Below are 25,530 nucleotides of genomic sequence, written 5' to 3' on the forward strand. Positions count from 1 at the left end.
TAATCAATAACCAATAACTAATAACGAATAACTAATGACTAATTTTTGGGATTCTATTTTAAGTTTTGCACGGGTTACTGTCGAGAGAGTCGGACAGCAGTTGTTGCAAGATTTCGGTTCCGTCCCAGCGGATGAGAAGGATGACGGGAGTTTGGTTACGAAATCCGATAATTGGGCGGATGCGGAGATTAGAAGTGCGATCGCATCTGCTTTCCCCACTCACGGGATTTTAAGTGAGGAGGGCGAACACGTTTTCCCCGATACTGAATGGTGCTGGATTGTCGATCCTTTAGATGCTACAACTAATTTTGCTAGGGGAATTCCGATTTGGGGTATTTCTTTGGGTTTGTTGTATCGTGGAACTCCGGTTTTTGGCTACGTGCATTTGCCGCCAATTAATCAGTCTTTTCACGGTTTTTTTGCACCTGATTTTGCGGGTGGCGTGTTTGACAATATGCCTCAAGGTGCGTTTTTAAACGGGCAGCAAATTCGGCCGACTGCTGATAAAATGAGTGGCAATCATTTTTTTAATTTGTGTTCGCGGAGTGTGGGAATCGGGCCTCATCTTCCGAGTAAAGTTCGGATGTTGGGCATGGCTAGTTACAATTTTTTGACCGTAGCTTCGGGTGTGGCTATGGGAGGGGTGGAAGCGACTCCAAAAGTTTGGGATATTGCGGGGAGTTGGGTAATTGTGAAGGCTGCGGGTGCGGTTTGGTTGCCTCTGGAATCCCAGGGAATTTTTCCGCTGGAAGTGGGGAAGAATTACGGTAGGATTTCTTATCCGACTTTGGTGATGAATCGCCAGGAGTTAGTGTCGGTGTTTTTGCCGTTTGTGGAGGCTTGGAAGAAGAAAAAAATGGGGTAATTTAGGTGAAGCGAAGCTATCCCGTAGGAAATCGAACAATTATTAAATAAAACTGCAGGGCAGGCGTGACGGAGGAGTCTCCCACGTCTGCCGTGCTGTTTGGAAGAAATATACCGACCGATGACCGATGGTTCAAGTATGCCTACTCTCGTCTATTTCTGGCAATCTGCGATCGGGTGGTTTTGTTTTACGTCGATCGGGTGATGCGGTGCTGCTACAATTTGTGGTAAGTTTTCCACTACCTATTATCTCTCGGAAATAAAATTATCCCCGTCTTTAAGTAGAGGCACAAGGGTAAATAGATTTACTGCGGTGTGGGAAAAAGTAGATGAGTGGTATATTGGCTATGTCGAAGAGTTAGCCTGGGGGAAGATACAAGAATAAACCTGGGAAGAAACTCAGAAAATTATGCGGTTTGCGATCGCACTAATCTCGATAGTACAATTTCAGGGATTCACCAGAGGGATGATTTTCTAAGTGCAATTCTCAAGCCTGGCTGCTGGTTTTAGCAAGTGCTGATTTTGGGTATGTGGTGAATGTCATGTTAATTTGGGGGTGAGAATAACAGCCAATTAACTACGATCGTAGCAATTCTGCGATGCGATCGCACTTGATGCAGCTAGCAAAATAACAGATGCTGGGATTGGGACACAACATGGCTGTGTCCCTACTGCAAAATGAATTTATTGCCTCATGCGATTAATTTCGACAGCACATTAGACAACTTAGCACCGAGATTCTCCACAGAGTCCTGCTGTTTGGGATCTTTCATCATACCGTCAGGATTAAATGCTTCAAAAGCTTGGGGAAGTGCTTTCTGATCGGGGAGTACCAATACGTTAATATTCCCCAGGATCGATCGCAAATGAACTAATCCCCGCAAACCGCCGATTCCGCCTGGGGAAGCACTCATAATTACCGCTACTTTGCCAGTAAATGCCACCAATCCCGGTTCACCCGGTGCTGGGCGCGATACCCAATCGATCGCATTTTTCAACACAGCCGTAATTGAACTGTTATACTCAGGGGAAGCTATCAAAAACCCGTCATGCGCTACCATCAATTCCTTCAATTTGCGGGCATTTTCTGGCATTCCCTCTTTTGCTTCCAAATCTTCGTCAAATAGCGGCATCGGCAAATCGCGCAAATCTACATAAGTAACTTCTGCACCCGCCGCCGTAGCCCCAGCCGCCGCAACTTTTACCAGCAGTTTGTTATATGATCCTTCGCGGGTACTTCCGGCAAATGCGAGAATTTTTGGTCTATTTGTCATTGATTTTTTCCTGATTATTGTTTCCGAGTAAAATTGTACTATTCCGAGTGATTCCCAACAAAGTCAGCAATGAGTTTATCTGCCGACACAAGAGGATTTCCACGGTAATTAAATAAAACAGATCGCATTTTTACATTCCCGACTCCCAAACGCCTCTCGACGCGACTGGGAATGCCATAACCGTAAATAATGTGTCCTTTACCCGCCAACACCACAACTTGATAGTCGGGGTTTGCTTTGACAAATTGGGCTATTTTTTCCGCCATAGTTTCGTCCCACAAAACTTGGGCTTGCAAGAATCTTTCAAAAGCCGTACTATTTCCCTGTTCGGCCTTTTGGTGTTGCTGGTAAACTTCTAGCAGCAGTTGCCGATATTGGGCGTTGTCGGTGCGAATTTCGGATATTGGCGGAATGTGCTTTTTTTCCTCTGATGTGAGGCTTTCTAAACCTTGACTGGCAACTTTTCTCGTTACTTCGGATGGTGTATTTAAGGCGAGGACAGGTAGTTGATTTTCTTTGGCAAACCGCAAAATGGGGGCGTAAGATTCCCAGGGAAAACGCCATCTGCGATCGTACTCTGTTTGCTCGACTAATTGCTCTTGGGTCAGTTTACCTGCTAAGTAGTTGTCGATCGCGCTTTGAAAGGGACGCTGAAACATTTCCATCGCGATCGCAATTTTCCGATTTTGCCGCTGCATTTCTCGAACAATCTTTAGTTGAGCTTGGTGGTCTTCCGCGCTATCGTGGGTTTCTCCCAGATACACGACTTTTGCCTTCACCAACTGTTGCAGAATCTCTTGGTTAGTGTAAGTTTGCCGAGGTTGAGGGTTCGCCGTCGTTGAAGCAGTCGCTGCACTGCTGCACAGCAGAAAGATGCCGATCGATAAGGCGCACAGTTTGATGAGTTTGGTTGTTTTCATACAGATATTATGCCTGTTTCTCGCAGCAGCAAGCACAGCCGAACTCTACTATTTTAGCTGAGCAGCTAGAAAGCTCGATCCTTAATTTAACTTCATAATTAGTCGTAATTATCTATATCCATAGAGGATGGTCTTCCCTCTTCCCTCTTCCCTCTTCCTTCTTCCTTCTTCCCTGTTCCTTCTTTTGTAAAGTTTAGTTGCAGGTACTTGCGCTTCTAAAAGAAGGTGCTAAATTAATAATATGAAGCGAACAAAAAGCTTCTCTGACAGATACCACATCTAGATACCGCAGCGAAGTTCACAATAGAATCTAAGGAGTAAAACGCTGTCTAATCTCACATCTGTCTCATCAAAAACCAATAGCAGCACCCACCAACAAAGCTGATACTTCCTCAACTAATTAGAGGGGAGCAATGCAACTGAATCCGAGGATTATTGCAACTCCGCATCGAAGTTGAAAAAAGAGGAAATCACTCGGTACATATGGCTGGGTGCTGTTGTTGTTAAAATAGATTTTCGGTTTGTGATGTTTTTTGCAGTAGAGGCAGAGCCTCTAGATATGCGTTACCGGGCAGAGCCGGGTAACGAGCATAAAAGGAGAAAAACTAGAAAATTATTGGAAAATTGTCTCGTCTTCCTTCCGCCACGCGGGATCGACGATACAAATAAATATTAGCGGCTCCGTGCCACAGTTGTAAATAAACTGCTTGGCGTTTGGGGGAATGTAAACTGCATCTCCGGCTTCCACGAATTGATTTTCGTCGTCGATGTGCATTTCTCCAACGCCGCAGAGGATGTAGTAAACTTCAGAAGTTGTCAGGGAGTGCAGCGCAGAAGTTTGTCCCGGTGGCAAAGTGGCGTGGGCTAAACTGTAACGCAAATCCACAGCTTGTTTGTCTGGATGCAGCAATTCTCGCAGTTGAGTACCGTCGCCAGCAATAAACTCGTCGCAGGCATTTAGCTTTTGAATTAGCATTCTTTCCGCACTCCTTAAAATCTCTTTACCACAACTTAAGTTTAATTGAAAGAGCCAGAGATGTTAAGAAATATGTAAAGTGGCGGTCGGATTTTTTAACCGTAAATTCCCGAATGCCCTCGATAATCAGGACAGTCGATCGCATCTTCAGATAAAGCTATTGTCGGCTGAACGGGACACTTGAGATGGTAGTCGCGGGTGAAAAATACGCAGTTAGCACAAGGTATTTGGTGCATGCGCTGAGCTCGGCGCAGGGAGTCCGTGACTGTACGCCCGACACTCAAACACAGCAAAAAAACTAAGCCCCAAGCGGACACAAAACACAGCGGGACTAAAACAGGCTGTATTGCCTTAAGCAAAAAGTAAAGCATAGCAAGAAAATTCAGCGTTAGAAGCCACACATACATTACAGTAGTGGAATTGCCGATCGAGCGACCAAAAAGTTTAGAATCCTTTACAGCTCGATCGAGAAACCGGGCAATTATGGCATGATAAGGAGCAGTCCTTAAATAAATTTAGAGGAAATCAGTTATGACTCTGCGATTAGGCGATACAGTTCCCAACTTTACTCAAGCTTCGTCTGAAGGCGAAATCAATTTCTACGACTGGGCTGGGGATAGCTGGGTCGTGTTGTTTTCTCACCCGAAAGACTATACTCCAGTGTGCACCACAGAACTTGGTGCAGTGGCCCGTCTAAAGTCTGAATTTGAAAAGCGTGGCGTCAAAACCATTGCCCTCAGCGTCGATGATGTGGATTCTCACATGGGCTGGATTAAAGATATTGAGGAAACTCAAAATGTCACCCTCAATTATCCGATTTTAGCAGATGGCGATCGTAAAGTCTCCAACATTTACGACATGATCCATCCTAACTCTCTGAACAACTTAACAATCCGCACAGTTTTTGTGATTGACCCGGAAAAGAAATTGCGTTTGAGCATTACTTATCCGGCTAGCACGGGTCGGAATTTTAATGAAATTTTGCGAGTAATTGATTCCTTGCAACTTACCGACAAATACAGCGTTGCGACTCCGGTTGATTGGAAAGACGGCGACGATTGCGTAATCGTACCTTCGATTACCGACCCGAAAGAGTTGGAAGAGAAATTTCCTAAAGGTTATACGCCGATTAAGCCTTATTTGCGGATGACTCCTCAGCCCAATAAATAGGTTTAATTTACCACCCTGTTTGTAGTAATGACTTCATTCTTTAATCCTCATTTTTGAGGGCTGAAGTCCTCACTACAAACAGAGAAATTATGCAATCTTGTTTGAGAATTTAGATTTCAGGAAAGGCAAAATGCTGTCATCTCCGATCGTATTGCGAATGCCACCAAAATTGCAAATGACAGACGGCCAGTTTTTCGATTTCTGTCAATTAAATCGCAACTTGCGAATTGAACGCAGCCAGCAGGGAGAAATACTATTATTGACTCTCGTTGGGGGAATCAGCAGCAACCGCAATGCTATCTTAACTGGAGAATTGGGAATTTGGACAAAGGGAGACGGAACTGGCATTGCTTTTGCTTCTTGTACAGGATTTATTTTATCGATCGGCTCCGTGCGATCGCCTGATGCTTCCTGGATTAAACTGGAAAGGTGGAATGCTTTATCAAAAGCACAGCAAGAAAAATTTGCACCAATTTGCCCTGACTTTGTAGCTGAACTCAGACCAGATTTTGAGGACTTAGAGCCACTGCAAGCAAAGATGGCAGAATACATCAGAGAACCAGGAGTGCAGTTAGGCTGGCTTATAGACCGCAAAAATCGCAGAGTTTATATTTACCGTCCCGGTTTGCCAGAGGAATGTTTGGAGAATCCGGCGACAGTTAGCGGCGACCCCGTTTTGCCGGGATTTATACTCAATATGACCAAGATTTGGTAAAAGTGGTAGCAATAATATCAACTTATTGTAAAAATTAATAATAGGATGCAAACAGGCAAAAAATATGGATATTAAAAACGGCTTTGTAGGCACAATCGGCAACACGCCACTAATTCGCTTAAACAGCTTCAGCGATGAAACTGGCTGCGAAATTCTCGGTAAAGCAGAGTTTCTCAATCCCGGCGGTTCTGTAAAAGACCGGGCTGCTTTATACATCATCAAAGATGCAGAAGAAAAAGGCTTGCTGAAACCGGGCGGCACTGTTGTTGAAGGCACTGCCGGCAATACTGGCATCGGTTTGGCCCACATTTGCAACGCTAAAGGTTACAAATGTTTGATTGTGATTCCCGATAACCAATCTCAAGAAAAAATCGATGCTTTGAAAACCTTGGGCGCTGAAGTTCGGACTGTTCCCGCTGTCCCTTACAAAGACCCAAATAATTATGTCAAATTGTCTGGAAGATTGGCGGCGGAAATGGAGAATGCAGTCTGGGCAAATCAGTTTGACAATTTAGCCAATCGCCGAGCTCATTACGAAACAACTGGCCCGGAAATCTGGGAACAAACAAACGGTAAAATAGATGCTTGGGTAACAGCTACTGGTACTGGCGGCACTTTTGCGGGCGTAGGAATGTTTTTAAAAGAAAAAAATCCTGCTGTTAGAATTGTCTTGGCAGACCCGATGGGCAGCGGGCTTTACAGTTATTTCAAAACTGGGGAAATTAAGACTGAAGGCAGTTCGATTACTGAGGGAATTGGCACCACCCGCGTGACTGCAAATATGGAGAATGCCCCGGTAGACGACGCCATCCAAATTAACGATACTGAAGCTGTGAGGGTGATTTACCAACTGCTGAGGAAAGAAGGGCTGTTTATGGGCGGTTCTGTAGGGATTAATGTGGGGGCGGCCGTGGCTTTGGCAAAGCAAATGGGGCCTGGACATACGATTGTTACGGTACTCTGCGACGGCGGGGCTCGGTATCAGTCGCGTTTGTTCGATCGACAATGGTTGGCTTCCAAAGGTTTGTCACCAGATTAACAGTAGGGTGCGCTGCGGCGCACTTTAAAATCTGGGCATCATATATAAAATTTTGGCCTATATGGCCGCACCTATTCCCATGATAAAAAAATAGCATATATGTAGCCCAGTGTCAAGTAAAAAATATGAAAATTAAAGAATCTTCTAGGCAAGTTCTTGTTTGCCAAAACCGCACTTGTCGCAAGCAAAATTCAGCAAAGGTACTGGCAGCTTTTCAGAAATTGTCGCCTTCAGAAGTTGAAGTTGTTGCTAGCAGTTGTTTGGGACAGTGTGGCAACGGCCCGATGGTGTTGGCGCTGCCAGAAGAGGTTTGGTACAATGGCGTTTGCCCTGAAGAAGTTGCGACAATAACTGAGCAACATTTGCGGGGAGGAAAGCCGGTAGAGAGGATGCTTTACCGTAAGTTTCACCGACTTTCTAATTAGTCGATCGCCCGCCTTTAAAATTCTTCCGCAAACAACCGGCGGAGAATTTCCGTGACTTCGGCGCCAAATCTCGCGTCGAGTTCGATCGCCAAGCGATCGACATTGCTGGAACCGCCTACAGCTTTTTCTGCCCGCAAAGTCATTGCTAAAGTTCTGAGTTTGGCCGGCTTTCCCGTCGCCTTCGGCCGTTCGTCAACAAACCGCACTAAAGCCACATAAACTGTTTCTAGGGTTCCCCTGATCGCGCTCAGTCCGTAACCTAATTTTGAGATAATTACTGGAGAAGTGATAAGGCTATCCATCCCCAAAGTTTTAATTGCTACGTCCACATATCGAGCGCTGTCATGTCCCATTGCTCGGACAATGCTTTCTAAGCTGTTCCACTGAGATCCTTTCATGCGCGATCGCTGTTCGATGTGGAAGTGCCATCCTAACATTGAAATCAGCCTGGTCAAGTCATAAGCAGATACGGAATTATTTTGTTTGATGCTGTTTGGCGCGGCAGTTAGCAGCACTTGTTTTTTGCTGAGATCAAAAATTTTTGGGTTGTTGTGATAAGGATTTTCGCCGTAATCGCCGCGAAAAATTAGCTCATTATTGCCAGTAGCGTTCTTTAGCCATTGCTCTAGTCCTATGCGAGTATCGAAGCGTTTGAACATCGCCGCTAAGGAGTTTGAACTTGCTATATTTGAGGCATAGCTAATCATGTCTTTTGCTACATCGTAAAAGTAAAAATCCTCTTTTAGCCCGTTGCCATCTCTCACAACGCAGTTGTCAATGTCGCAGTCGGGATATATACTATTTACTTGACTGACGATATTAAGGAGTGGGATAATTTTAGTAGCACTCCACTGCTCAGCATTAGTAAGTGCGTTTTTTCCCAGCCAGTGCGCCTGAATTTTCCCGTCTACAAAAGTACCAATGCAAACGCAGGCTTCTTTGATGTCTTCGTGGAGGAAACTTAAAGCTTGAGAGTTAATTTGAGGTAGTTCTCCCAGGCTGGGAAATGGGGTAAGTTTGAGGGGATTATTGGGTCCGGGAATAGAGCTAATTAATTTTAAGCCGTCGGGTTTCTGTTTGAGATAATCGGGATAGTTTTTAATTTCTTGTTGGTAAGGGGATTTTTCAATGCCTCGGTCTAAAAAAGCTAGTTTGTTTATGTTAGCTTGGGCATCTATTTGCATTTGGAGGTAGTTTTTGAAGATGCGCGCTCGGTCTTTTGCGAGTTCGAGGGAGGTAAGGTTCATGATAATTGTTGGCAGCTTGTTACAAATAAGTAAATCACTATACTAGGATTTACGCAAACAAACCGGGTTTCTATGTAAAATTTTGGGTTGGGAAACGAAAAATTTATGAATAAATCGGGTTTGAGAGAGTAACTGCATTCAGGACAATATATCTGAGTTCGGGCCCTGCGCTCAAGCTTTTTTGCCGCGTACTTGAATGCGTTTGTCAGTTTTTTGTTTCTTAATCCAAGAGACAAATTTCTGGAGTTCAGGGTCATTTTTGAGCTTTTCCAGGGTGTTGAGCTCTTGGGCGAGGTGTTTGTTGTCAAATAGAGAGTGAATCTGGCGGTGACAAGCGGAGCAAATGTCGATTGTCGGGCTGGGATCTTCGTTTTTCCGCTTGGTGTTTTGTTTGGGGATGAGGTGATGGGCGGTTAATGCTTCCATTTGTCGATCGCACAATTCGCACTGCATAATTTTCTCAATGCTGCTGGATAGGAGAATTGCTACTTTTAGTTTAGCGCGATCGGCTTTGATTCATGTGAATAAAGGTCGATCCCACTCTCCAAACAATAAAAAACCCCCAATTGGGGGTCATACAAATCTCTTGTGGCAGAGGCCGAAAAGCCTCTGGGATCACAAAATATACAGCAGCAAAAACAAAACAATCCAAATAACATCCACAAAGTGCCAGTAAATCTCAGTCGCTTCGATTCCGAAGTGGTGCTCGCTAGAATAGTGACCTTGCGCGCGCGATCGCCACACCACCGCCACCATCAGCAGCACTCCTAACGTAACGTGCAAGCCGTGAAAGGCCGTCAAAACGTAAAAGCAACTGGCATACAAATTAGTCGTCAAGCCAAACTCTAAATGAGCGTATTCGTAAACCTGACCGAACAAGAAAACTGCCCCCATAGCAATAGTTACGAGCAGCCAATTACGCATTCCTGCGGCATCATTTTTTTTGATTGCAGTATCCGCATTGTGAATCACAAAACTGCTAGCAATCAGAATTACCGTATTGATTCCCGGCAGCAATAACTCGCGCTCGGGCGTACCTTCAGGAGGCCACGCGGGGGCCATCGCCCGATAAATCAAATAGGCGGCAAACATACCGAAAAATATCATGCCTTCAGCGCACAGGAAGACAATTACACCTAACATTCGGTGGTCGGGATGCTCGACACCGTGTGCTTCTACCTCAGCCTCGTGGTGGTAATTCAGGGCTGTTTTTGCCGGATCGATCGCTGGAATTTGCATAAGAAATTGGTAATGAAGAAGTCAGTTGTCAGTTGTCAGTGGGCAGTTGGCATTAGTCATCAGTCATTAGTTAACAGTTAACAGTCAACAGTCAACAGTCAACAATGACTGATGACTGATGACTAATAACTATTCGCCATCTTGACTTTCATCAGCAGGAGAATCAATATTTACCTCTGATTCAGGAGCGACCAAAGTGGCAGTACCGCCAAAGAAAGTTGAAGCTTGAGCCTCAGCAATAGGAATACCTGTTTTCTGGGCGTTGCGCGTGGCATTTTCCCTCAGCTTGAGTCTGAGACGTTCCCCAGTATGCTGAATTTTTTCCATGCCGTAATCGTAAGGCCCCGTTGCTAATACGGGAACTCCTTCAAAATTTTCGATAGGCGGCGGCGAAGTCGTCATCCATTCCAAACTCAAAGCTTGCCAAGGATTGTCACCTGCTTTCGGGCCGTACCTCCAGCTCCAAATCACATTAATGATAAACGGGATTGTAGAGACTGCCAGCATATAAGCACCGACAGTACAAATGACATTAATTGTGGTAAATTTCGGGTCGTACATTGCCACTCGCCGAGGCATTCCTTGCATACCCAAAGCGTGCATCGGCAAGAAAGTTACAGTAAAGCCAACATAAGTTAAAACAAAGTGAACTCTACCCCAAAATTCATTAATCATCCGCCCCGTCATTTTGGGGAACCAGTGGTAAAAAGCAGCGTAAATTCCAAACACTGAGCCGCCAAACAGCACGTAGTGTAGGTGAGCGACGACAAAATAAGTGTCGTGAACGTGAATGTCAAAAGGTACGGAAGCTACCATGATCCCGGTGATGCCGCCGAGGACAAATGTGGAGATAAAACCCATCCCAAATAGCATGGCGCTGACAAGCCGGAGTTTGCCTCCCCAAATAGTTGCCAACCAGCTAAATATTTTAATCCCAGTTGGTACGGCGATGATCATAGTCGTGATCATAAAAAACATCCGCAGCCAGCCGGGAGTACCGCTGGTAAACATATGGTGCGCCCACACGATCAAGCCCAAAAAGCTGATAGCAAGACTGGAATATGCGATCGCCAAATAACCAAAAATTGGCTTGCGCGAATGCACCGGCAAAACTTCTGAAATCACCCCGAAAAAGGGCATAATCATAATGTAAACTGCCGGGTGCGAATAAAACCAGAATAAATGCTGGTAGACGATGGGATCGCCGTTGCCGGTCGGGTTAAAAAATGCCGTCCCCGCTAACAAGTCAAACGACAGCAAAATCAAAGCTGCGGCTAACACTGGAGTAGCAATCAAAGTCAGCGCTGAAGTCGCAATCATCGCCCAGCAAAACAAAGGCATATCATTGAGACCCATGCTCGGAACGCGCATGGTAAAGATGGTAACGGCAAAATTCACCGCCCCCAAAATCGAAGAAGTCCCTAGTATTAAGACGCTGAGAATCCAAATTTCTTCGCCTGCTTGAGCAGTAACTAAGCTCAAAGGTGGATAGGAAGTCCAACCCGCCTGTGGAGCTCCCACCAAAAAACTGCTCAACAGCAACACGCCGCCTACGGGAATCAGCCAAAAGGCGATCGCATTCAGCCTGGGAAATGCCATGTCTTTTGCCCCAATCATTAAGGGGATCAAAAAGTTAGCAAATCCGGCTCCGGCGGGTACGATCCACAGAAAGATCATCACCGTGGCGTGAACAGTAAATAAACTGTTGTAGAGTTCGGGGGTGACAAAATCGGCGTCGGGGGTGGCGAGTTCTGTTCGCACCAAAGTGGCCATCACGCCGCCGATTAGATAGAAAATAAATGTTGTGACTAGGTATTGAATACCGATGACTTTGTGGTCGGTATTAAAAGTGAAGTAGTCGCGCCAATGTCTATCGGCGGGCGCTGTTCCGCGAGCCTCAGTGTTGGCACTTTCTTGGAACTGTGCTTGTGTCATAGTTATTAGTCATTAGTTATTAGTCATTAGTTATTAGCTCAGGATCAAAGATTCAGTGCCAGGAACTAATGACTATTTTTAGTGATGAGTTGGGTGAAGTTGTTCTAGGGTTTCGGAATTAATTTTTATTTCCCTGACGTAGGGAGCTAAAAATTCACCGTCTGACAATTCCCCAGGATTGACTGCAACTGCTTGCTCTAAGTTTTGACTGCTAGCAATTTGCTGGCTTTGCAGCCAACCGTCGAATTCTTCTGGCGTGTGAACGACTGCTACAGCTTTCATTGCTCCGTGGTAAGCGCCGCACAATTCAGCACAAACAACCCGGTATTCGCCGGTTTTAGTTGGTGTAAATCTCAGTTCGCTGGGCCGCCCGGGAATTGCATCTTGTTTGAGGCGAAATTCTGGCAGCCAAAATGCGTGCAGCACGTCTTGGGCTGAGATATTTAGCTGTACGTCGCGGTTGACTGGCATATGCAGTTCGCCAGAACTAACGCCGCTTTCTGGATAGCTAAAAATCCAGGCGTACTGCAAACCTGTGACATTTACAACTAAGTCTGCTGGTTTGTCTTCATTTTCGGGGGAAGCGCCTACGCCTAAAGCATAGAGTTTTGGAGACGGAATTTGAGGGGCGTTTTGGGGTGTATCTGAGAGTGTGGCTGCGATCGCACTTCCCCGCATTTTAGAGTGCGCTTGCATGGTTCCGTGGTCATGATTGCCCATCGGATCGAGGCCTCCCATTGAGTTGTAAATCTCAAAACTGTAGACTCCGATTCCTAAAATAATCACCGCCGGCACGGCTGTCCAAAGAATTTCTAAGGGAAAGTTGTCATGCCAAGGCGGCCCGTCTGTGTTGTCTCCTGGACGGCGGCGATATTTAATTGCAGCAAAGATGAGAATTCCCTGGACCATGATAAATAGTCCAGTGGAAATGGTCATCATTGTATTGAATAGTGCGTCTATCTCGGATGCTTCATTAGAGGCGGCGATCGGCAGTAAACCGTGATTCTGCCCGTACCAGAGACTGATCAGAGTCACTCCGATGCCGGCGAGCATGGTGAGGATGGAACTTGGAATGTTCACGCTGGTACTTCTTAATAGCGACACTTCTTCGCTTGAAAAATGAAGGAAGCGCCTCTGGGTTATCAATTTTTAATTGTAAATGGTATTTTTAGTAAAATGTCTCTCTTAAGGGTTACTTAAGGCTTAGTATTTTTGACTGACCGATCGCGAGCCTAAAAATACGTCTTTTGTACATTGACAAAAATGAGTAAAAATGCTATATGATCGCTCTGTTTGGCTGCTAAATTTGAGATTTTTTCTCAAACACCATCAAATGCTGCTGCGGCAACATATCTTTTGTCTCTTTCCATACTAAACCGACGGCTGCCATTTCTTTTTTCACCTGCTTCTGCGTCATTTTGTGCAAACCTTTAATGGGAATCAGCGGGTTTTCGCCGCGATACTCGATCGATACCGTGCGGCCTCTCGGTTTGAGTGCTTTCACAATTCCTTGCATCATTTCTCTGGGATATGCAAATTCGTGATAAGCATCGACCATCACAACTAAATCCACGCTGTTTTCCGGTAAATTCGGATTGTCGATACTTCCCAAAACTGGCTCAACGTTAGCAATATTTTTTTCTTGTTTATTCACTTTAATAAAATTAATCATTTCCGGCTGCGCGTCAACGGCTAAAACCTTTCCTTCTGGAACTAAGGGAGCGATACGAAAGCTAAAATATCCCGTTCCCGATCCAATGTCGGCGACAATATCGGTTGGTTTTAAATCGAGATTGTGGACTAATCGAGCTGATTTTTCTTCCATGCCACGAGAGGGTCTTTCTAGCCAACCAGCGCCTTGATATCCCATGACTTGAGCAATTTCTCGACCCATGTAAAATTTGCCGGTGCCGTCGGGATTGTGGACTGTTCGCTGCTGATAAATTGGGTCGCCATTTGCGGTTTTACTTGCTGCTGCACAGGCATTGAGCGGCAACAGGCAAATTATTGCTAAGATAATTGCTGTTAAATGTTGAATGAATTGTCGGTTTTTCACGATCGTCCTAATTGTATATTTAATTTTTTGATTACCAGGCTCTACGCGGTAATGCAGAACCCGAGGAAGCTCCTCGCGAATATCGAGAATAGTTTAAGATTTAGCTGACAGCGGATTCTAACAATTTAATTGTACCAGAGTCAGCGTCGATTTCGACTTCTTGGCCGATCGGCAAAGTGAACTGTTCCCGGATGTGTCCCACCATTGAACCGTACCACGCGGGAATCTTCAAAGGGCGAATGTGGTCGGACAAGACTTGAGGCAAGGTTAGAGACTCTTGGGGTTTTTCAGCTTCGCACTTGGTACACTGTCCAAAAATAAAACCGGATATTTTATCAAGAATGCCCGCTAATTTGAGCTGCGTCAACATTCTATCGATGCGATAAACTTCTTCGCCAACTTCCTCGACAAACAAAATACTGTTTTCCCACTGCGGCAAATAAGCCGAACCAACCATTGCTGCGATTACTGATAAATTGCCGCCGATTAGTTTTCCCCTAGCTGTGCCCCGCCCGATTGTTTGAACTTGCACACTTTGGGAGTTTTCCATCGTCACAGAACCTCCCTCAAACAAAACTTTTTTGACGTAATTCACTGTAAAGGGGCTCCAAGTTGACGCACCTAAAGGGCCGTGAAAAGTAACTCTATTAGTTTTAGCATAAATCGCCAATAACAGTGCGGTAATATCGCTGAATCCCATAATAATTTTGGGGTTGTTGCCGATAATATTGTAATCCAGGAGCGGCAATATCCGACCACAGCCCCAGCCGCCCATCCCGGTAAAAATAGCTCGCACTGAGTCATCGGCAAAGGCTGCATTGACATCGGCGGCGCGATCGGCATCCTTGCCTGCTAAATAGCCGTAGCGGTCGTAAAAATGCTCTCCCAATTTAACTTTTAATCCCAGCTTTTCCATAACTTTAAAAAAATCCTCGATTTCTTTTTTGTAGTTGAAAGCAGCAGGATTGATTAAAGCTACGGTGTCGCCGACTTGCAGGCGGCGCGGCTTAGCGATCGCACTTTGGGGAGATAGATTGGTTTGGGCGAGCGGCAAAAGCTGAGTACCAATAGCAGTCAGCCCAAAAGTTGTGAGCAGAGCGCGGCGGCGGAGAGTCATAGCTGTTAGGTAATTTTTGCTATAATTGTATAGCAAAATCTCTGCCATATCAGTTTAAAATTGCGAGTTTACAATGAAAACCGACACTAAAATCTCAGCTAAAAAATCTTGGGCTCAAGCTTTAGCCCGTCCTGCTGCAGAGTTTCCGCTGACTCAGCTATTGGTTAAAAGCGGTAAAATTCCCGCAGGATTGCGCGGCACTCTCTACCGTAACGGGCCTGCACGTTTGCAACGCGGCGGCATGAATGCGGGACACTGGTTTGATGGCGATGGTGCAATTTTGGCAGTACATTTTACCGATGTCGGTGCTGCTGCTGTTTATCGCTACGTGCAGACAGCAGGATATCAAGCTGAGGAAAAAGCTAATAAATTTCTCTACCCTAATTACGGCATGACAGCACCGGGGCCTGTGTGGCTGCGGTGGACTAAAACTGTTAAAAATGTTGCCAATACTTCTGTTTTAGCTTTGCCCGACCGCCTTTTAGCTTTGTGGGAAGGCGGCTTGCCTCACAGCCTCGATTTGCAAACTCTGGAAACTCAGGGAACGGACGATTTAGGAAGTTTAGAGAGCGGCTCTTCTTATTCAGCTCACTGCAAGCGCGACCCGATTACTGGGAATATTTTTAACTTTGGAATTACACAGGGTGCTAGTACAAAGTTGAATCTCTATAAAAGCGATAGTACAGGCAAAATATTCCAAAAAGCAACAGTTGCTTTAGATGGAATCCCGATGATCCACGATTTTGTTTTTGCAGGGAAGTATCTCATATTTTTTGTACCGCCGATGCGACTAAAACCTTTACCGATTTTAGCTGGAATTAGCAGTTACAGCGAGTCTTTTGAATGGAAACCCGAGTTAGGAACGCAGATATTAGTTGTTGACTCGGAAACTCTGTCTTTAGTTAGTCGCGGCGAAACCGATTCTTGGTTTCAGTGGCATTTTGCTAACGGTTTTGTCAAGGAAGATGGTTCGGTGGCTGTAGATTTTGTGCGCTTCGCTGACTTTCAAACTAATCAGCGGCTGAAAGAAATAGCGGCGGGTGAAACTCGCACCGATGCGGAGGGGACTCTGTGGCGGGTGCATCTCAATCCTCAGACGGGAAAAGTGACAGCAGCCGAAGAATTGTTGGATCAACCTTGCGAATTTCCGACGGTACCTGCTTCAGAAATAGGGCAAGACTCGCGATATATTTATCTGGCAATGTATCGGCCTGACGTTGATATTGTACCGGAACGTTATGGTGCGATCGCCCGTTTGGACACGCAAAGCCGCAATCTCACAATTGCCGACTTGGGCGAAAATCGCTATCCCACAGAGCCCATCTACGTTCCAGATATTTCGTCGGAGAAAGGTTGGATAGTAACAGTTATTTATGACGGCAATTCTGACAGCAGCGAAGTCTGGATATTTGACAGCGAAGGGCTAGATCGCGCTCCTGTTTGCCAGCTAGAATTGCCCGGTGTCATACCTTTGGGCTTTCACGGCACTTGGAAATCGGCAGTCTGAGAAAAGTGTAAAGAAGTGTTGCGGAAGATTTATTAAAAATTGTTGCCGCTTTAACTTCTAGTTGTTAAGGTGTGTGTAGATAGGAAATTCTCATATCTAGGAGGTGTGGAATTGATAATCTGCATTGCTCAATTATCCTGTGCCAATTCGCACCAATCCCCGGCGATTGTAAGTCGCGGTTGCACAGGATATCGTCTGCCTCTGCGGACTAAAAAAAGAGGGGTAATGAAGCCCCGAACAATGACCAATTCGGGGTGAATATTCCCGGCGAATAAATTCGCGGCTACACAGGCAAAGTCCGCCTCCGCAGACTGAAGAAAACCAATCCCCGGCGAATAAATTCGTGGCTACACAGGCAAAGTCCGCCTCCGCGAACTGAAAAAAAGCGGTAATAAAGCCCGCTTTGGCATGATTCCCGACTAGGTTTTCTCATCTCATCTTGGTCTGCTGGCATGAGGTTAAAAGACCAGATATTTGACTGATTTCTGGCAAACCCAAAGTAAAGTTTAGTTCAGCTCACGCGCACGTTAGCGATTCAACAGTTTTTGGTTTTGAGTTAACCCCACAAGTAAATGAGGTCTATCGGAACAAGATAGCCTTTCCCAAAATTATGAATTATGAGTTGTTACCGCCAAAACATCCAACTCATAGCTAATAATTCACAACTCACAACTCATAACTCCGTGCCGCAGTGAGCATCTACCAAAAGGTTTAATCTATGCAACTTCAAGGAAAAACAGCTCTTGTTACAGGAGCTTCGCGCGGAATTGGGCGATCGATCGCCCTGGAATTAGCGAGACAAGGAGTCAAACGTTTGTTGATTGTGGCGCGCAACCGCAAGCAATTAATTGAACTGGCAGAGGAAATCGATGTTTTGGGCACAGAAGTAGTGCCGTTAGCTTTGGATTTAACTCAGTCAGTTGCGGTGAATATTGCGATCGCCCAAGCTTGGCGAGATTGCGGCCCGATTCACCTGCTAGTCAACTGTGCAGGCGTCGCGCACCAAGCATCTTTCTTGCGTTCCCCGCTACCGTTAATCGAGGAAGAAATCGCCTTAAATTTGCTCGGAACCTACACAATTACCCGCTTGATAGCTCGGCGAATGGCCACTCAAAAAGAGGGAACAATCGTCAATGTTTCGAGCTTAATGGGCAAAATTGCCGCTCCCACAATGGCGACTTATTCTGCTACCAAATTTGCCATTTTGGGATTCACCCAAGCTTTACGCAGCGAGTTAACTCAGTACAATGTTCGAGTCACAGCTTTGCTGCCATCTCTAACAGATACCGACATGGTGCGAGACTTAGAGCAATTCCGGTGGGTAGTGCCCACAACTCCCGAAAAAGTTGCCCTAGCACTTGTCGCGGGATTGCACAAAGATGCGCCGGAAATCTTGGTAGGATGGCAAAGTCATCTAGCAGTTTGGTGTCACCGAATAGCACCTTGGCTGCTGGATTTTGTGTTGCGGATGGCAACTCCAGAACTTCGGGATAAATCGCGGGGCCGTAAATTGCGGGAGGCTTTGGCTAGCGGGCGATAAACTTTTTAGTAGGGCGGGCTTTTCGGCCCAACCCCTACTCCCCACAAAAAATTTGATGTGTTGTGGAACGGGCATCTTGCCCGTTCCTAAGCGCACCTTACATTTGGCAAACACTTTAACTGTTAGTCATATCGTTTCCGGTTGCATCGGAATGATATAGAGGACACGGCAGTGACTATAGGTGTCAACTTAAGACTCAAACCCTTGATCAATCTCGCTTTTAGCCTAGTCTAGATCCCCCTAAATCCCCCTTAAGAAGGGGGACTTTGAGAAGAATCTTGTCCTCCCCTTTTTAAGGGGGGCTAGGGGGGATCTAAGTTTAATGGTCAAAAGCCGTCTGTGACTAGGTTTTACATTAAGTTGACACCAATGATATCACTCATCCTCCTCAGAAAATAGCGACGGTAAATCCCGTTCTCCCCTCACCACCCTGATAATTTCAATTCCACTGTCTATCGCCCGATAAAGAATAATGTAACCCATGAGAGGAAGCCCCCGCACAGAAGCTGCTAGTTCCTCGTAACTACGACCCATATTAGGAAAGTTAATTAAATTGCGACACTTTCGATTGAACTCCTCGACAAACTGTTCTCCGGATTCAATATTTCTAGCTGCAAAGTAATCCGAAATTTCATCTAAATCGCGACTCGCTTCTGGAGAAACAATGTAGCGACTCATCTTTAGTTCTCCCGCATTTTCCGAAATTTTTCCTGCAATCTTGCTATGACTATTTCTCCATCAATCCCTTCACCGCGATCGAGTTGAGCTATTCCTGTTGATACTTTTGGTCGCGTTTCTTCTACCCATTTTTGATAGCTGTTGCTCTCTTTGGGCTCGCTGTTGTCGGCTAGGAGTTCTAAGGCCGCTGCAATTACCTCCTCCGCCGAAGGATATCTGCCACTTGTAACTTGTGCTTCTATGAATTTTTGCTGCTCAGGCTTGAGAGTAATTTTCATGGGGTTTACCTCTGAGAACCTTTAACTATTATATCATTTCCACTCCCCTTGCAAGGTAAAAGCCGCCCAATAATAGGGGGATTTCCATTTTTCCTGCTGCATCATTTCAATCTGTGCGGCCCTCAAAGCTGCCGCCGGTGCTAACTTTTGTTGCAGCATTTTTTGATAAAACTTTTGCATTAACACAGCAGTTCCTTCATCATCTACACTCCACAAACTCACCGCCACCCGCTGCGCCCCCGCATACATAAAACCCCTTGTTAATCCCACCATGCCTTCGCCTTTAACATTCTGTCCCAGGCCCGATTGGCAAGCACTTAAAACCACTAAATTTGCCGCCAGTTTCAAGTTGAAAATATCCGTGAGGCGCAAAAAACCATTGACAAGATTGCCCTTGTCATCTACCATCGACATCAGAATTCCTGAAAGTTCGGGATTTTGGCTGTTGGCAATGCCGTGGGTGGCAAAGTGAACGATTTGATAATTGGCTAAATTTCCATCGGTAGCAGTAGTGCGACTGGCATCAAAATCAAATATTTGACGGCTAGAAGCTGAGGGAAATAAGCTGGATATTGTTTGGGCTTCTTGGCGGGTAAATGCGAGGCGTTGGGGCGGCCATTGCCGATTAGAAGCACGAAGCGATCGATTTAAACCGAGGTTATTTGCTTCTAATTTTTCTGTTGTTGCTTGGGTGATTTTTCCTTTAATTCTTTCATCGTCTGGACTAAAAACTGGATCGGCTAAAATTGCTAAATTTCGGCTTGGTGGTTTTCTATCTCCGTAATTTTGCCTGAGAATAGCGAGACTTGAGGCAGAAGGCAAGGTAATAATTTCATGTTCGGCAATTAAGGGAACATTGGTATTTTGTCCGGCGGTTTTGTCAAGAGTTAAAGCTTGAAAAGGGGTATAGTGCAGCACGCCGTCGGGAACAATTAATAAGCGTTTGTTTCCTAATTGGGCTGCTGCGGGTTGTAAAATCACTTGACCCAGATTGGCACTTGCTTGGGCAACTTGTTGGGGAATATCTCTCTGGATTGGGCTAGTTATTGTCTCTAGGAATTCCTTAGCTGCTGTTTCTATATCGGCGCGTTTTGGTAATTCATAGCTGCTTACTCCTGTTGATGTCACAACCCACAAATAACTGCGGTCTTTGCCGAGGGAATATTGCAATAAAATCGTGTTGTCATCGAGAATCTGTTTCTGAATTTCTGGGAGTGTTAAAGGTTGGGGCTGGGTGAGGGCTGCGTAGCGGGGGCTGGCGGTACGAATCTTTGTTTTAATTTGCTGATATTGTTCCAAAAGTGCGAGGCGCTGTTTGTCGATTTCATCGATTTTAGTTGCGTTGGGATTGGGGGTACTGATTGTTTCGATGCGCTGCTTTTCAACGGCATCGAGTTGCTGTTGCAGGCTCTTTTCTTGTTGCAGTAAATCAGGGGAAATGCCTTCGCGAATGTTGGCGTTACTTTCTTGGAGAAGTTCGAGGAGGCTGCGGGCTCTCGAACGTTCGCTGGCTTCTAAGGCTTTTGTAGCATAACCGGATTTAGGATTAGTTTTATGCAGTTGCATTAACAGGTCGATGTAGAATTCGTAGTAGTCCTGTACTGTGGCAAAGTATGAGGTGCGGAGTTCTGGACTGGCTATTTTAGTGCGGAGGTTTTCGATGATTTTGAGAGAGGATTCAATGTCGTTGAGGGCTTCGGTAAGATTGTTTTGATCGCGCTTGACCGAAGCCATACCGAAAAGGGTAACAGCTTCCCCAGAGCGATCGCTTACTGCCCGACGCAGAGGAAGCGACTGGCTGTAATACTCTAGCGCTTTCTGTTTTTCTCCTAATTGTGAGTAGGCACTGCCAATGCGGTTGAGGGTGATAGCTTCCCCACGGCGATCACCTATTGCCCGAGTTAAGGGAAGCGACTGGCTGTAATACTCTAACGCTTTTTGTTTTTCTCCCAACTCTGAGTAGAGAGAGCCTATGTTGTGGAGGGTGTCAGCTTCCACACGGCGATCGCCTGTTGCCCGACTCAGGGGAAGCGACTGGCTATAATACTCTAACGCTTTCTGTTTTTCTTCCAACTCTGAGTAGAGAGCGCCGATGTTGTTAAGGGTCGTAGCTTCCCCGCGACGATTGCCTACTGCCCGAAATATGGGAAGCGACTGGCTGTAAGACTCTAACGCTTTCTGTTTTTCTCCCAATGTATCGTAGACTAAGCCGATGTTGTTGAGGGTGGTAGCTTCCCCGCTGCGATTGCCTCCTGCCCGAAATATGTGAAGCGACTGGCTGTAATACTCTAACGCTTTCTGTTTTTCTCCCAATTTATCGTAGACTAAGCCGATGTTGTTGAGGGTGGTAGCTTCCCCGCTGTGATCGCCTACTGCCCGAAATATGGGAAGCGACTGGCTGTAATACTCTAGCGCTTTTTGGTTTTCTCCCAATTGTGAGGAGACTAAACCAATGTTGTTGAGGGTAGAAGCTTCCCCACCGCGATCACCTGTTGCCCGCCTCAGGGGAAGCGATTGGCTGTAATACTCTAGTGCTTTTTGGTTTTCTCCTAATTGTGAGTAGACACTGCCGATATTGGTGAGGGTGGCAGCTTCCCCACCGCGATCGCCTGTTGCCCGCCTCAGGGGAAGCGATTGGCTGTAATACTCTAGTGCTTTTTGGTTTTCTCCTAATTGTGAGTAGACACTGCCGATATTGGTGAGGGTGGCAGCTTCCCCGCTGCGATCGCCTGTTGCCCGTCTCAGGGGAAGCGACTGGCTGTAATACTCTAACGCTTTCTGTTTTTCTCCCAATTCTGAGTAGACACCGCCGATGTTGGCGAGGATGACAGCTTCAAGGGAGTGATCGCCGATTGTCCGACTCAGCTGAAGGGACTGGCTGTAATACTCTAATGCTTTCTGCTTTTCTCCCAATTCATCGTAGGCTTTGGCGAGGCCGATGAGGACAATAGCTTGCCTTCTATTGTCACCCGCTTCTCGATATAGCTTCAATGCTTCTTCCCACTTGACTATCGCACCTCTTTTTGATTCCGCTGTTCCTCGAACATACAGTTGTAGTCCTTCGTTTAATGCTTTTGCAGCACTTTCGTTACTGTTACTTTGTGCTGTTTGTACGGCGTTGCCAACGGAAATGGTTGCTGCCACTGGCTGACTTAACTGAAGCGAAAGTGTGATCGACATACCAGCCAAAAACCATTGAGCGCGATCGAACATAGCCACCCCTTTTGTATTTGCTTCAATCTTAGGTCACTAGCCTGCTTAGTGTTAAGGCAGGAAGAAGTCAGGGCGATCGGCATTTTTGCTAGAGTTAACGAGTAGTGCGATTCCCTACGGGAGCGCTACGCCGCGCGTACTTTTTCCCAGCATGAACAACATCCTAACTACCCCCGATCCCGTAACCCGCCACTGGGATTGCCCCGAATGCGGCGGCACCGGTACCCTCAGCCCAGAAATTTGCCCTGTTTGTCTCGGAGCAAAATACATCGATCTCGCGACAATAACGAACTGGATGCTCGATTTTATGGAATCTCGCGGCTGCGATCGAGCTGAGATCGATCGATTGCGAACCGAAAACCCAGACCCCCTAACATTAACTTTTTGCCTCGAAGTTTGTATCGCCCTTAAATAAACAATTTACCAATTACCAATTACCAATTCCCTATTCCGAATATTCAGTGTCCCTTAACCGGATGTTGCCCGTAAAAAGGCAAAGCATCCGACCAATCAGGACGACTTCCCATTTGCCACTCCAAATAAGCTAATTCCAATACACTAGAAACCGACCAACCCAACTCGCTGCCAACTTCAATTAACTGATAAGAATTTCCCCAATTATCCAACTTTTCTTGCCAGGATTCCGGTGTCATTACCGTATCAGTAAACAACTCAGTTACACCAGAATTACTGTTAATTGAATAAACCGCCCCAAACACTTGTCCCCGCTGTGCAGGCATTTGCAGCGCCATATCCTGAGTTGAGATAGATTTTTTACTGCTGCTGCAAGCCACAGCCGCCAAAGTTGAAACCGCAAAAACCGGAATATCCAACTGTTGAGCCAAAGTCCGCGCCGTCACCATACCCATCCGAGTCCCAGTGAAACCTCCGGGCCCCTTCGCCACAGCAATAAAAGCCAAATCCGCCCAAGTTTGTGGCTGAATAAACTCGACTAAATACTGATGCAAATGAGTTGCTAAATCCCGATCCAAATTCCAAGTTTGGCAGCGAGAATCCCCGGCAAAATTGCTGATGGCTAAACCGAGTTCGCGACTAGCTGTGTGCAGGGCTAAGCCGTATTTTTTAACAGATGTTCCGTCTTGGGGATTGCTATTCACGATTAATGATAATTTTCCTTAACAAAAAACAGGGGCAAAGCCACAACTAAGCAACCCAAAAGAATGCCAAATATTCCCGTATTTAAAATCCTGGAATTACCCATGCCCCCAGTCACCAAAAACAGCACTACTAAACTTGCAAATAAATTTTTATTGGCAAATTCTTTGTGTTGGGAAACTTGATGCTTCACCGTCATAAAACCCGACGTAACTATTAGCGCAAACCAAGAATTAAAAATGACTATTTGAGAGCCAAAGATAAACCAAACTAAGGCAAACATTAGCGCATCTATCCAAAAATCCTGAGTTTTTAACTTCGGCTGCCAAAATTCTTGGGTAGTAACAGAGGCGATTTTCTTGAGTAATTGATTGTGTTGCAGCCGCACGAGTTTGTTTCTCAATTTAATCTTGGGATCGATTTGCAATATTTGCTTCCACTCCGGGCGGCGAGAATTGTTAAGTCTTCCCAACAGCTTCACGGCTGCGACTTTATTTAACTGCAAATCGGTGAGTCTGGTGGCAATTATTTGAGATAAGTGCGGATAGTAAACGGGGTTGTCTTCGGTTCTGTTGATGACGATATTGAGCTGTTGCTTGGCTTGACTGACTTGGATTGTAACATTGTACGGGGCGAGATCCTCTTGTAAAGCTTGCTGAATTTCGGCTTGCTCTTGGCGAGTGAAAAGCGACACACCGGGCGCAGGTGTAACCACCCGTTCTGCGGGCGTTTCCGGCGCGTCTAGCACAGGCGAAGCCTCTAAATATACCTGTTTGGGGTTCAAGTGCCGGATGACTGCTGATGCTGAACTGTAGCGCCGATTGGTGGCACTTTGGAGCATGGTGTCGAGGATGCGGCCGAAATCATCGCTAACAGCAGTCTTCAAATAATTTCGCCAAGCCCAAGAATCCTCTGTACTGTCGAACAAATCGAAGGGAGGAATTTCAGTCAGCAAGTGAATGCAAGTAACGCCCAAACTGTAGATATCGCTGGCAAAAACTGCTTTCCCCATCAATTGTTCTGGGGCTGTATAAGCAGCACTGCCGATGATTGTACCAGTTTGCGGCAACCCGGTTGCTGTTACTTTCTTAGCTGCACCAAAGTCTACTAAAACAATATCTTTTTGGAAAGGAGAGGGTTGATAGGAATTTTCTAAGGCGGGTAAAGGGGCTGGAGATAGCCTGCGGCGAATGATATTTTCTGGTTTGATATCGCGGTGAATAACTTTGGATTTGTGGACGAAGTGGAGCACAGGCAATAAATCGTTGAGGATTTGCCGAATTTGAGTTTCGGTGAATGCTCCTTTTTGTTCTAATTCTCTGGCTAGGTTTTTGCCGTCTATAAATTCTTGTACTAAATACTGTCTCCCATCTTGTTCAAAATGCGCGATTAATTCTGGAATCTGGGGATGTTTTCCCAAGGTTTCTAGCTGGGCTGCTTCTTGGTAAAATAGTTGAGCGGCTTTTTCTGCTGAGGTATTTTGCTGCAAAAATTGCTTAATTACGCACTGCGAAAAAATCAGGGGTTTGGTTTCATCAACTGCTAGAAATGTTCGGCCAAAGCCTCCTTGCCCGATCGGCTTTATGGTTCGGTAGCGAGATGCTGATGGCGTTTCTGCGTCAAAAGTTAACAACAAATTGGAGCCGCAACTTTGGCACAATTCTGCATCCCCTGGGTTGTGCGGATTCTGACAAGTTGGGTTTAAGCAATAGCACATTGGATTTTAGATTTTAGATTTTAGATTTTAGATTTTTAATTGGGAATGGGGAATGGGGAATTGGGCATCGGGCATCGGTAATGGAAAATTGAAAATTGGGAATTGAATATTGGAAATGGAAAATTGAAAAGCGGGTAAAAAGAAGAAACAAGAAAATGAGAGCGTTTTATTTTTTGGTTCTTCCTTCTTCCTTCTTCCCTCTTCCTTCTTCCTTCTCCCTTAAGTGGGGACGAGTTCGCCTGGCCGCAATTTTGCCCATTTGCCGGTCTCTTGCTTGAAACTCTGACACCCCACTACATCCCATTCCATTTCAATTTCGTCTTGGCGGGGACGGATGTTGACGTTGATGGTGGGTTCTACGGGGTCGAAATCGGGTGTTTCGGTGAGGTGAAGCTGTTCGTGCTGTTCTTCTACGGCGTGGTAGGTGAAGCAGCGGTCTACATAGTGGCAGTTAATACAAATACACATTCTTGATATCCTCTGTGCATTTCAAAAAGATTGGTG

Annotated in this window: 26 protein-coding genes; 9 read left to right on the top strand and 17 right to left on the bottom strand. The window is 45.8% G+C overall.

The features are described 5' to 3' along the window. Nucleotides 1-34 precede the first annotated feature (34 nt). Both QT994_RS14185 and QT994_RS14190 read left to right on the top strand, forming a co-directional pair. Nucleotides 35-865, top strand: coding sequence for an inositol monophosphatase family protein (locus tag QT994_RS14185; protein WP_333047432.1), 831 nt, complete (start codon nucleotides 35-37; stop codon nucleotides 863-865). Nucleotides 866-930: 65 nt separating this feature from the next. Further along, nucleotides 931-1,095: a hypothetical protein gene (locus QT994_RS14190; RefSeq protein ID WP_333175542.1), complete on the top strand. Its 165-nt coding sequence runs from the start codon at nucleotides 931-933 to the stop codon at nucleotides 1,093-1,095. 461 nt (nucleotides 1,096-1,556) lie between these two features. Here QT994_RS14190 and QT994_RS14195 read toward each other — a convergent pair whose 3' ends face one another. The 4 genes from QT994_RS14195 to QT994_RS14210 all read right to left on the bottom strand — a co-directional run bounded on the left by QT994_RS14195 (nucleotide 1,557) and on the right by QT994_RS14210 (nucleotide 4,405). After that, entirely contained in the window at nucleotides 1,557-2,138 is a 582-nt protein-coding gene (locus tag QT994_RS14195) for an NAD(P)H-dependent oxidoreductase (RefSeq protein WP_333175543.1), read from the bottom strand. Between the two features lie 38 nt (nucleotides 2,139-2,176). Continuing rightward, the gene (locus tag QT994_RS14200) at nucleotides 2,177-3,058 is read right to left on the bottom strand and encodes a ChaN family lipoprotein (protein WP_333175545.1); all 882 of its coding nucleotides are present in this window, start codon (nucleotides 3,056-3,058) and stop codon (nucleotides 2,177-2,179) included. Nucleotides 3,059-3,671: 613 nt separating this feature from the next. Continuing rightward, a complete protein-coding gene (locus QT994_RS14205; protein WP_333175547.1) occupies nucleotides 3,672-4,034 on the bottom strand; it encodes a cupin domain-containing protein in 363 nt (120 codons plus the stop codon). A gap of 95 nt (nucleotides 4,035-4,129) precedes the next feature. Continuing rightward, nucleotides 4,130-4,405: a hypothetical protein gene (locus QT994_RS14210; protein ID WP_333175549.1), complete on the bottom strand. Its 276-nt coding sequence runs from the start codon at nucleotides 4,403-4,405 to the stop codon at nucleotides 4,130-4,132. A gap of 160 nt (nucleotides 4,406-4,565) precedes the next feature. On the opposite strand from QT994_RS14210, the gene QT994_RS14215 reads away from it, so the two are divergent. From QT994_RS14215 to QT994_RS14230, 4 genes are all read left to right on the top strand, one after another. Further along, entirely contained in the window at nucleotides 4,566-5,204 is a 639-nt protein-coding gene (locus QT994_RS14215) for a peroxiredoxin (RefSeq protein WP_333175554.1), read from the top strand. Nucleotides 5,205-5,334: 130 nt separating this feature from the next. Then, on the top strand, nucleotides 5,335-5,919 hold the full coding sequence (locus QT994_RS14220) for a Uma2 family endonuclease (protein WP_333175556.1): 585 nt from the start codon (nucleotides 5,335-5,337) through the stop codon (nucleotides 5,917-5,919). A 64-nt stretch (nucleotides 5,920-5,983) separates the two neighbouring features. Next, on the top strand, nucleotides 5,984-6,958 hold the full coding sequence (locus QT994_RS14225) for a cysteine synthase A (RefSeq protein WP_333175559.1): 975 nt from the start codon (nucleotides 5,984-5,986) through the stop codon (nucleotides 6,956-6,958). Nucleotides 6,959-7,083: 125 nt separating this feature from the next. Continuing rightward, entirely contained in the window at nucleotides 7,084-7,383 is a 300-nt protein-coding gene (locus QT994_RS14230) for a (2Fe-2S) ferredoxin domain-containing protein (protein ID WP_333047444.1), read from the top strand. Nucleotides 7,384-7,397: 14 nt separating this feature from the next. Here QT994_RS14230 and QT994_RS14235 read toward each other — a convergent pair whose 3' ends face one another. The 7 genes from QT994_RS14235 to QT994_RS14265 all read right to left on the bottom strand — a co-directional run bounded on the left by QT994_RS14235 (nucleotide 7,398) and on the right by QT994_RS14265 (nucleotide 14,977). After that, nucleotides 7,398-8,630 carry a hypothetical protein gene (locus tag QT994_RS14235; RefSeq protein WP_333175562.1) on the bottom strand — a complete coding sequence of 411 codons (1,233 nt, stop codon included), beginning with the start codon at nucleotides 8,628-8,630 and terminating at the stop codon, nucleotides 7,398-7,400. 171 nt (nucleotides 8,631-8,801) lie between these two features. Next, nucleotides 8,802-9,083, bottom strand: coding sequence for an HNH endonuclease (locus tag QT994_RS14240; protein WP_333175565.1), 282 nt, complete (start codon nucleotides 9,081-9,083; stop codon nucleotides 8,802-8,804). 162 nt (nucleotides 9,084-9,245) lie between these two features. Further along, complete coding sequence (locus QT994_RS14245; RefSeq protein ID WP_333175567.1) at nucleotides 9,246-9,869, bottom strand: heme-copper oxidase subunit III; 624 nt, start codon at nucleotides 9,867-9,869, stop codon at nucleotides 9,246-9,248. Between the two features lie 129 nt (nucleotides 9,870-9,998). Then, a complete protein-coding gene (gene ctaD / locus QT994_RS14250; protein ID WP_333175569.1) occupies nucleotides 9,999-11,804 on the bottom strand; it encodes a cytochrome c oxidase subunit I in 1,806 nt (601 codons plus the stop codon). A gap of 78 nt (nucleotides 11,805-11,882) precedes the next feature. Continuing rightward, the gene (locus tag QT994_RS14255; RefSeq protein WP_333175572.1) at nucleotides 11,883-12,884 is read right to left on the bottom strand and encodes a cytochrome c oxidase subunit II; all 1,002 of its coding nucleotides are present in this window, start codon (nucleotides 12,882-12,884) and stop codon (nucleotides 11,883-11,885) included. 220 nt (nucleotides 12,885-13,104) lie between these two features. Further along, nucleotides 13,105-13,863 carry a class I SAM-dependent methyltransferase gene (locus QT994_RS14260; protein ID WP_333175649.1) on the bottom strand — a complete coding sequence of 253 codons (759 nt, stop codon included), beginning with the start codon at nucleotides 13,861-13,863 and terminating at the stop codon, nucleotides 13,105-13,107. Between the two features lie 97 nt (nucleotides 13,864-13,960). Then, nucleotides 13,961-14,977 carry an LD-carboxypeptidase gene (locus tag QT994_RS14265; protein ID WP_333175651.1) on the bottom strand — a complete coding sequence of 339 codons (1,017 nt, stop codon included), beginning with the start codon at nucleotides 14,975-14,977 and terminating at the stop codon, nucleotides 13,961-13,963. Between the two features lie 73 nt (nucleotides 14,978-15,050). Here QT994_RS14265 and QT994_RS14270 point away from each other — a divergent pair, with 73 nt between their 5' ends. Together QT994_RS14270 and QT994_RS14275 are read left to right on the top strand one after the other, a co-directional pair. Continuing rightward, nucleotides 15,051-16,484: a carotenoid oxygenase family protein gene (locus QT994_RS14270; protein ID WP_333175575.1), complete on the top strand. Its 1,434-nt coding sequence runs from the start codon at nucleotides 15,051-15,053 to the stop codon at nucleotides 16,482-16,484. Between the two features lie 718 nt (nucleotides 16,485-17,202). Further along, nucleotides 17,203-18,024 carry an SDR family NAD(P)-dependent oxidoreductase gene (locus QT994_RS14275; protein ID WP_333098608.1) on the top strand — a complete coding sequence of 274 codons (822 nt, stop codon included), beginning with the start codon at nucleotides 17,203-17,205 and terminating at the stop codon, nucleotides 18,022-18,024. A gap of 375 nt (nucleotides 18,025-18,399) precedes the next feature. Here the strand turns inward: QT994_RS14275 and QT994_RS14280 are convergent, their stop codons facing one another. Genes QT994_RS14280 through QT994_RS14290 form a run of 3 tightly spaced genes read right to left on the bottom strand, consistent with a single transcriptional unit; the run spans nucleotide 18,400 to nucleotide 22,193 of the window. Further along, complete coding sequence (locus tag QT994_RS14280; RefSeq protein WP_333175578.1) at nucleotides 18,400-18,702, bottom strand: type II toxin-antitoxin system RelE/ParE family toxin; 303 nt, start codon at nucleotides 18,700-18,702, stop codon at nucleotides 18,400-18,402. A 2-nt stretch (nucleotides 18,703-18,704) separates the two neighbouring features. After that, a complete protein-coding gene (locus tag QT994_RS14285) occupies nucleotides 18,705-18,980 on the bottom strand; it encodes a type II toxin-antitoxin system ParD family antitoxin (RefSeq protein WP_333047456.1) in 276 nt (91 codons plus the stop codon). 33 nt (nucleotides 18,981-19,013) lie between these two features. Beyond that, nucleotides 19,014-22,193, bottom strand: coding sequence for a CHAT domain-containing tetratricopeptide repeat protein (locus QT994_RS14290; RefSeq protein WP_333175581.1), 3,180 nt, complete (start codon nucleotides 22,191-22,193; stop codon nucleotides 19,014-19,016). An 85-nt stretch (nucleotides 22,194-22,278) separates the two neighbouring features. Here QT994_RS14290 and QT994_RS14295 point away from each other — a divergent pair, with 85 nt between their 5' ends. Then, nucleotides 22,279-22,608, top strand: coding sequence for a hypothetical protein (locus QT994_RS14295; protein ID WP_333175584.1), 330 nt, complete (start codon nucleotides 22,279-22,281; stop codon nucleotides 22,606-22,608). A 43-nt stretch (nucleotides 22,609-22,651) separates the two neighbouring features. Here the strand turns inward: QT994_RS14295 and tsaB are convergent, their stop codons facing one another. The 3 genes from tsaB to QT994_RS14310 all read right to left on the bottom strand — a co-directional run bounded on the left by tsaB (nucleotide 22,652) and on the right by QT994_RS14310 (nucleotide 25,494). Next, on the bottom strand, nucleotides 22,652-23,311 hold the full coding sequence (gene tsaB, locus QT994_RS14300) for a tRNA (adenosine(37)-N6)-threonylcarbamoyltransferase complex dimerization subunit type 1 TsaB (protein ID WP_333175587.1): 660 nt from the start codon (nucleotides 23,309-23,311) through the stop codon (nucleotides 22,652-22,654). Nucleotides 23,312-23,313: 2 nt separating this feature from the next. Next, nucleotides 23,314-25,026, bottom strand: a complete 1,713-nt coding sequence (locus QT994_RS14305) for a serine/threonine-protein kinase (protein WP_333175588.1) — start codon at nucleotides 25,024-25,026, stop codon at nucleotides 23,314-23,316. Nucleotides 25,027-25,245: 219 nt separating this feature from the next. Then, nucleotides 25,246-25,494, bottom strand: coding sequence for a Ycf34 family protein (locus QT994_RS14310; protein WP_006632635.1), 249 nt, complete (start codon nucleotides 25,492-25,494; stop codon nucleotides 25,246-25,248). Nucleotides 25,495-25,530 lie beyond the last annotated feature (36 nt).

This window comes from Microcoleus sp. S13_B4, from assembly GCF_036700885.1.
In the GTDB taxonomy this organism is placed as follows: Bacteria; Cyanobacteriota; Cyanobacteriia; order Cyanobacteriales; family Microcoleaceae; genus Microcoleus.

Bases quoted from the DNA above. Each gene is read 5' to 3' on its own strand.
- QT994_RS14185 (WP_333047432.1), top strand. From the start codon at position 35: ATGACTAATTTTTGGGATTCTATTTTAAGTTTTGCACGGGTTACTGTC.
- QT994_RS14195 (WP_333175543.1), bottom strand. From the start codon at position 2,138: ATGACAAATAGACCAAAAATTCTCGCATTTGCCGGAAGTACCCGCGAA.
- QT994_RS14200 (WP_333175545.1), bottom strand. From the start codon at position 3,058: ATGAAAACAACCAAACTCATCAAACTGTGCGCCTTATCGATCGGCATC.
- QT994_RS14205 (WP_333175547.1), bottom strand. From the start codon at position 4,034: ATGCTAATTCAAAAGCTAAATGCCTGCGACGAGTTTATTGCTGGCGAC.
- QT994_RS14210 (WP_333175549.1), bottom strand. From the start codon at position 4,405: ATGCTTTACTTTTTGCTTAAGGCAATACAGCCTGTTTTAGTCCCGCTG.
- QT994_RS14215 (WP_333175554.1), top strand. From the start codon at position 4,566: ATGACTCTGCGATTAGGCGATACAGTTCCCAACTTTACTCAAGCTTCG.
- QT994_RS14220 (WP_333175556.1), top strand. From the start codon at position 5,335: ATGCTGTCATCTCCGATCGTATTGCGAATGCCACCAAAATTGCAAATG.
- QT994_RS14225 (WP_333175559.1), top strand. From the start codon at position 5,984: ATGGATATTAAAAACGGCTTTGTAGGCACAATCGGCAACACGCCACTA.
- QT994_RS14230 (WP_333047444.1), top strand. From the start codon at position 7,084: ATGAAAATTAAAGAATCTTCTAGGCAAGTTCTTGTTTGCCAAAACCGC.
- QT994_RS14235 (WP_333175562.1), bottom strand. From the start codon at position 8,630: ATGAACCTTACCTCCCTCGAACTCGCAAAAGACCGAGCGCGCATCTTC.
- QT994_RS14240 (WP_333175565.1), bottom strand. From the start codon at position 9,083: ATGCAGTGCGAATTGTGCGATCGACAAATGGAAGCATTAACCGCCCAT.
- QT994_RS14245 (WP_333175567.1), bottom strand. From the start codon at position 9,869: ATGCAAATTCCAGCGATCGATCCGGCAAAAACAGCCCTGAATTACCAC.
- ctaD (WP_333175569.1), bottom strand. From the start codon at position 11,804: ATGACACAAGCACAGTTCCAAGAAAGTGCCAACACTGAGGCTCGCGGA.
- QT994_RS14265 (WP_333175651.1), bottom strand. From the start codon at position 14,977: ATGACTCTCCGCCGCCGCGCTCTGCTCACAACTTTTGGGCTGACTGCT.
- QT994_RS14270 (WP_333175575.1), top strand. From the start codon at position 15,051: ATGAAAACCGACACTAAAATCTCAGCTAAAAAATCTTGGGCTCAAGCT.
- QT994_RS14275 (WP_333098608.1), top strand. From the start codon at position 17,203: ATGCAACTTCAAGGAAAAACAGCTCTTGTTACAGGAGCTTCGCGCGGA.
- QT994_RS14280 (WP_333175578.1), bottom strand. From the start codon at position 18,702: ATGAGTCGCTACATTGTTTCTCCAGAAGCGAGTCGCGATTTAGATGAA.
- QT994_RS14285 (WP_333047456.1), bottom strand. From the start codon at position 18,980: ATGAAAATTACTCTCAAGCCTGAGCAGCAAAAATTCATAGAAGCACAA.
- QT994_RS14290 (WP_333175581.1), bottom strand. From the start codon at position 22,193: ATGTTCGATCGCGCTCAATGGTTTTTGGCTGGTATGTCGATCACACTT.
- QT994_RS14305 (WP_333175588.1), bottom strand. From the start codon at position 25,026: ATGTGCTATTGCTTAAACCCAACTTGTCAGAATCCGCACAACCCAGGG.
- QT994_RS14310 (WP_006632635.1), bottom strand. From the start codon at position 25,494: ATGTGTATTTGTATTAACTGCCACTATGTAGACCGCTGCTTCACCTAC.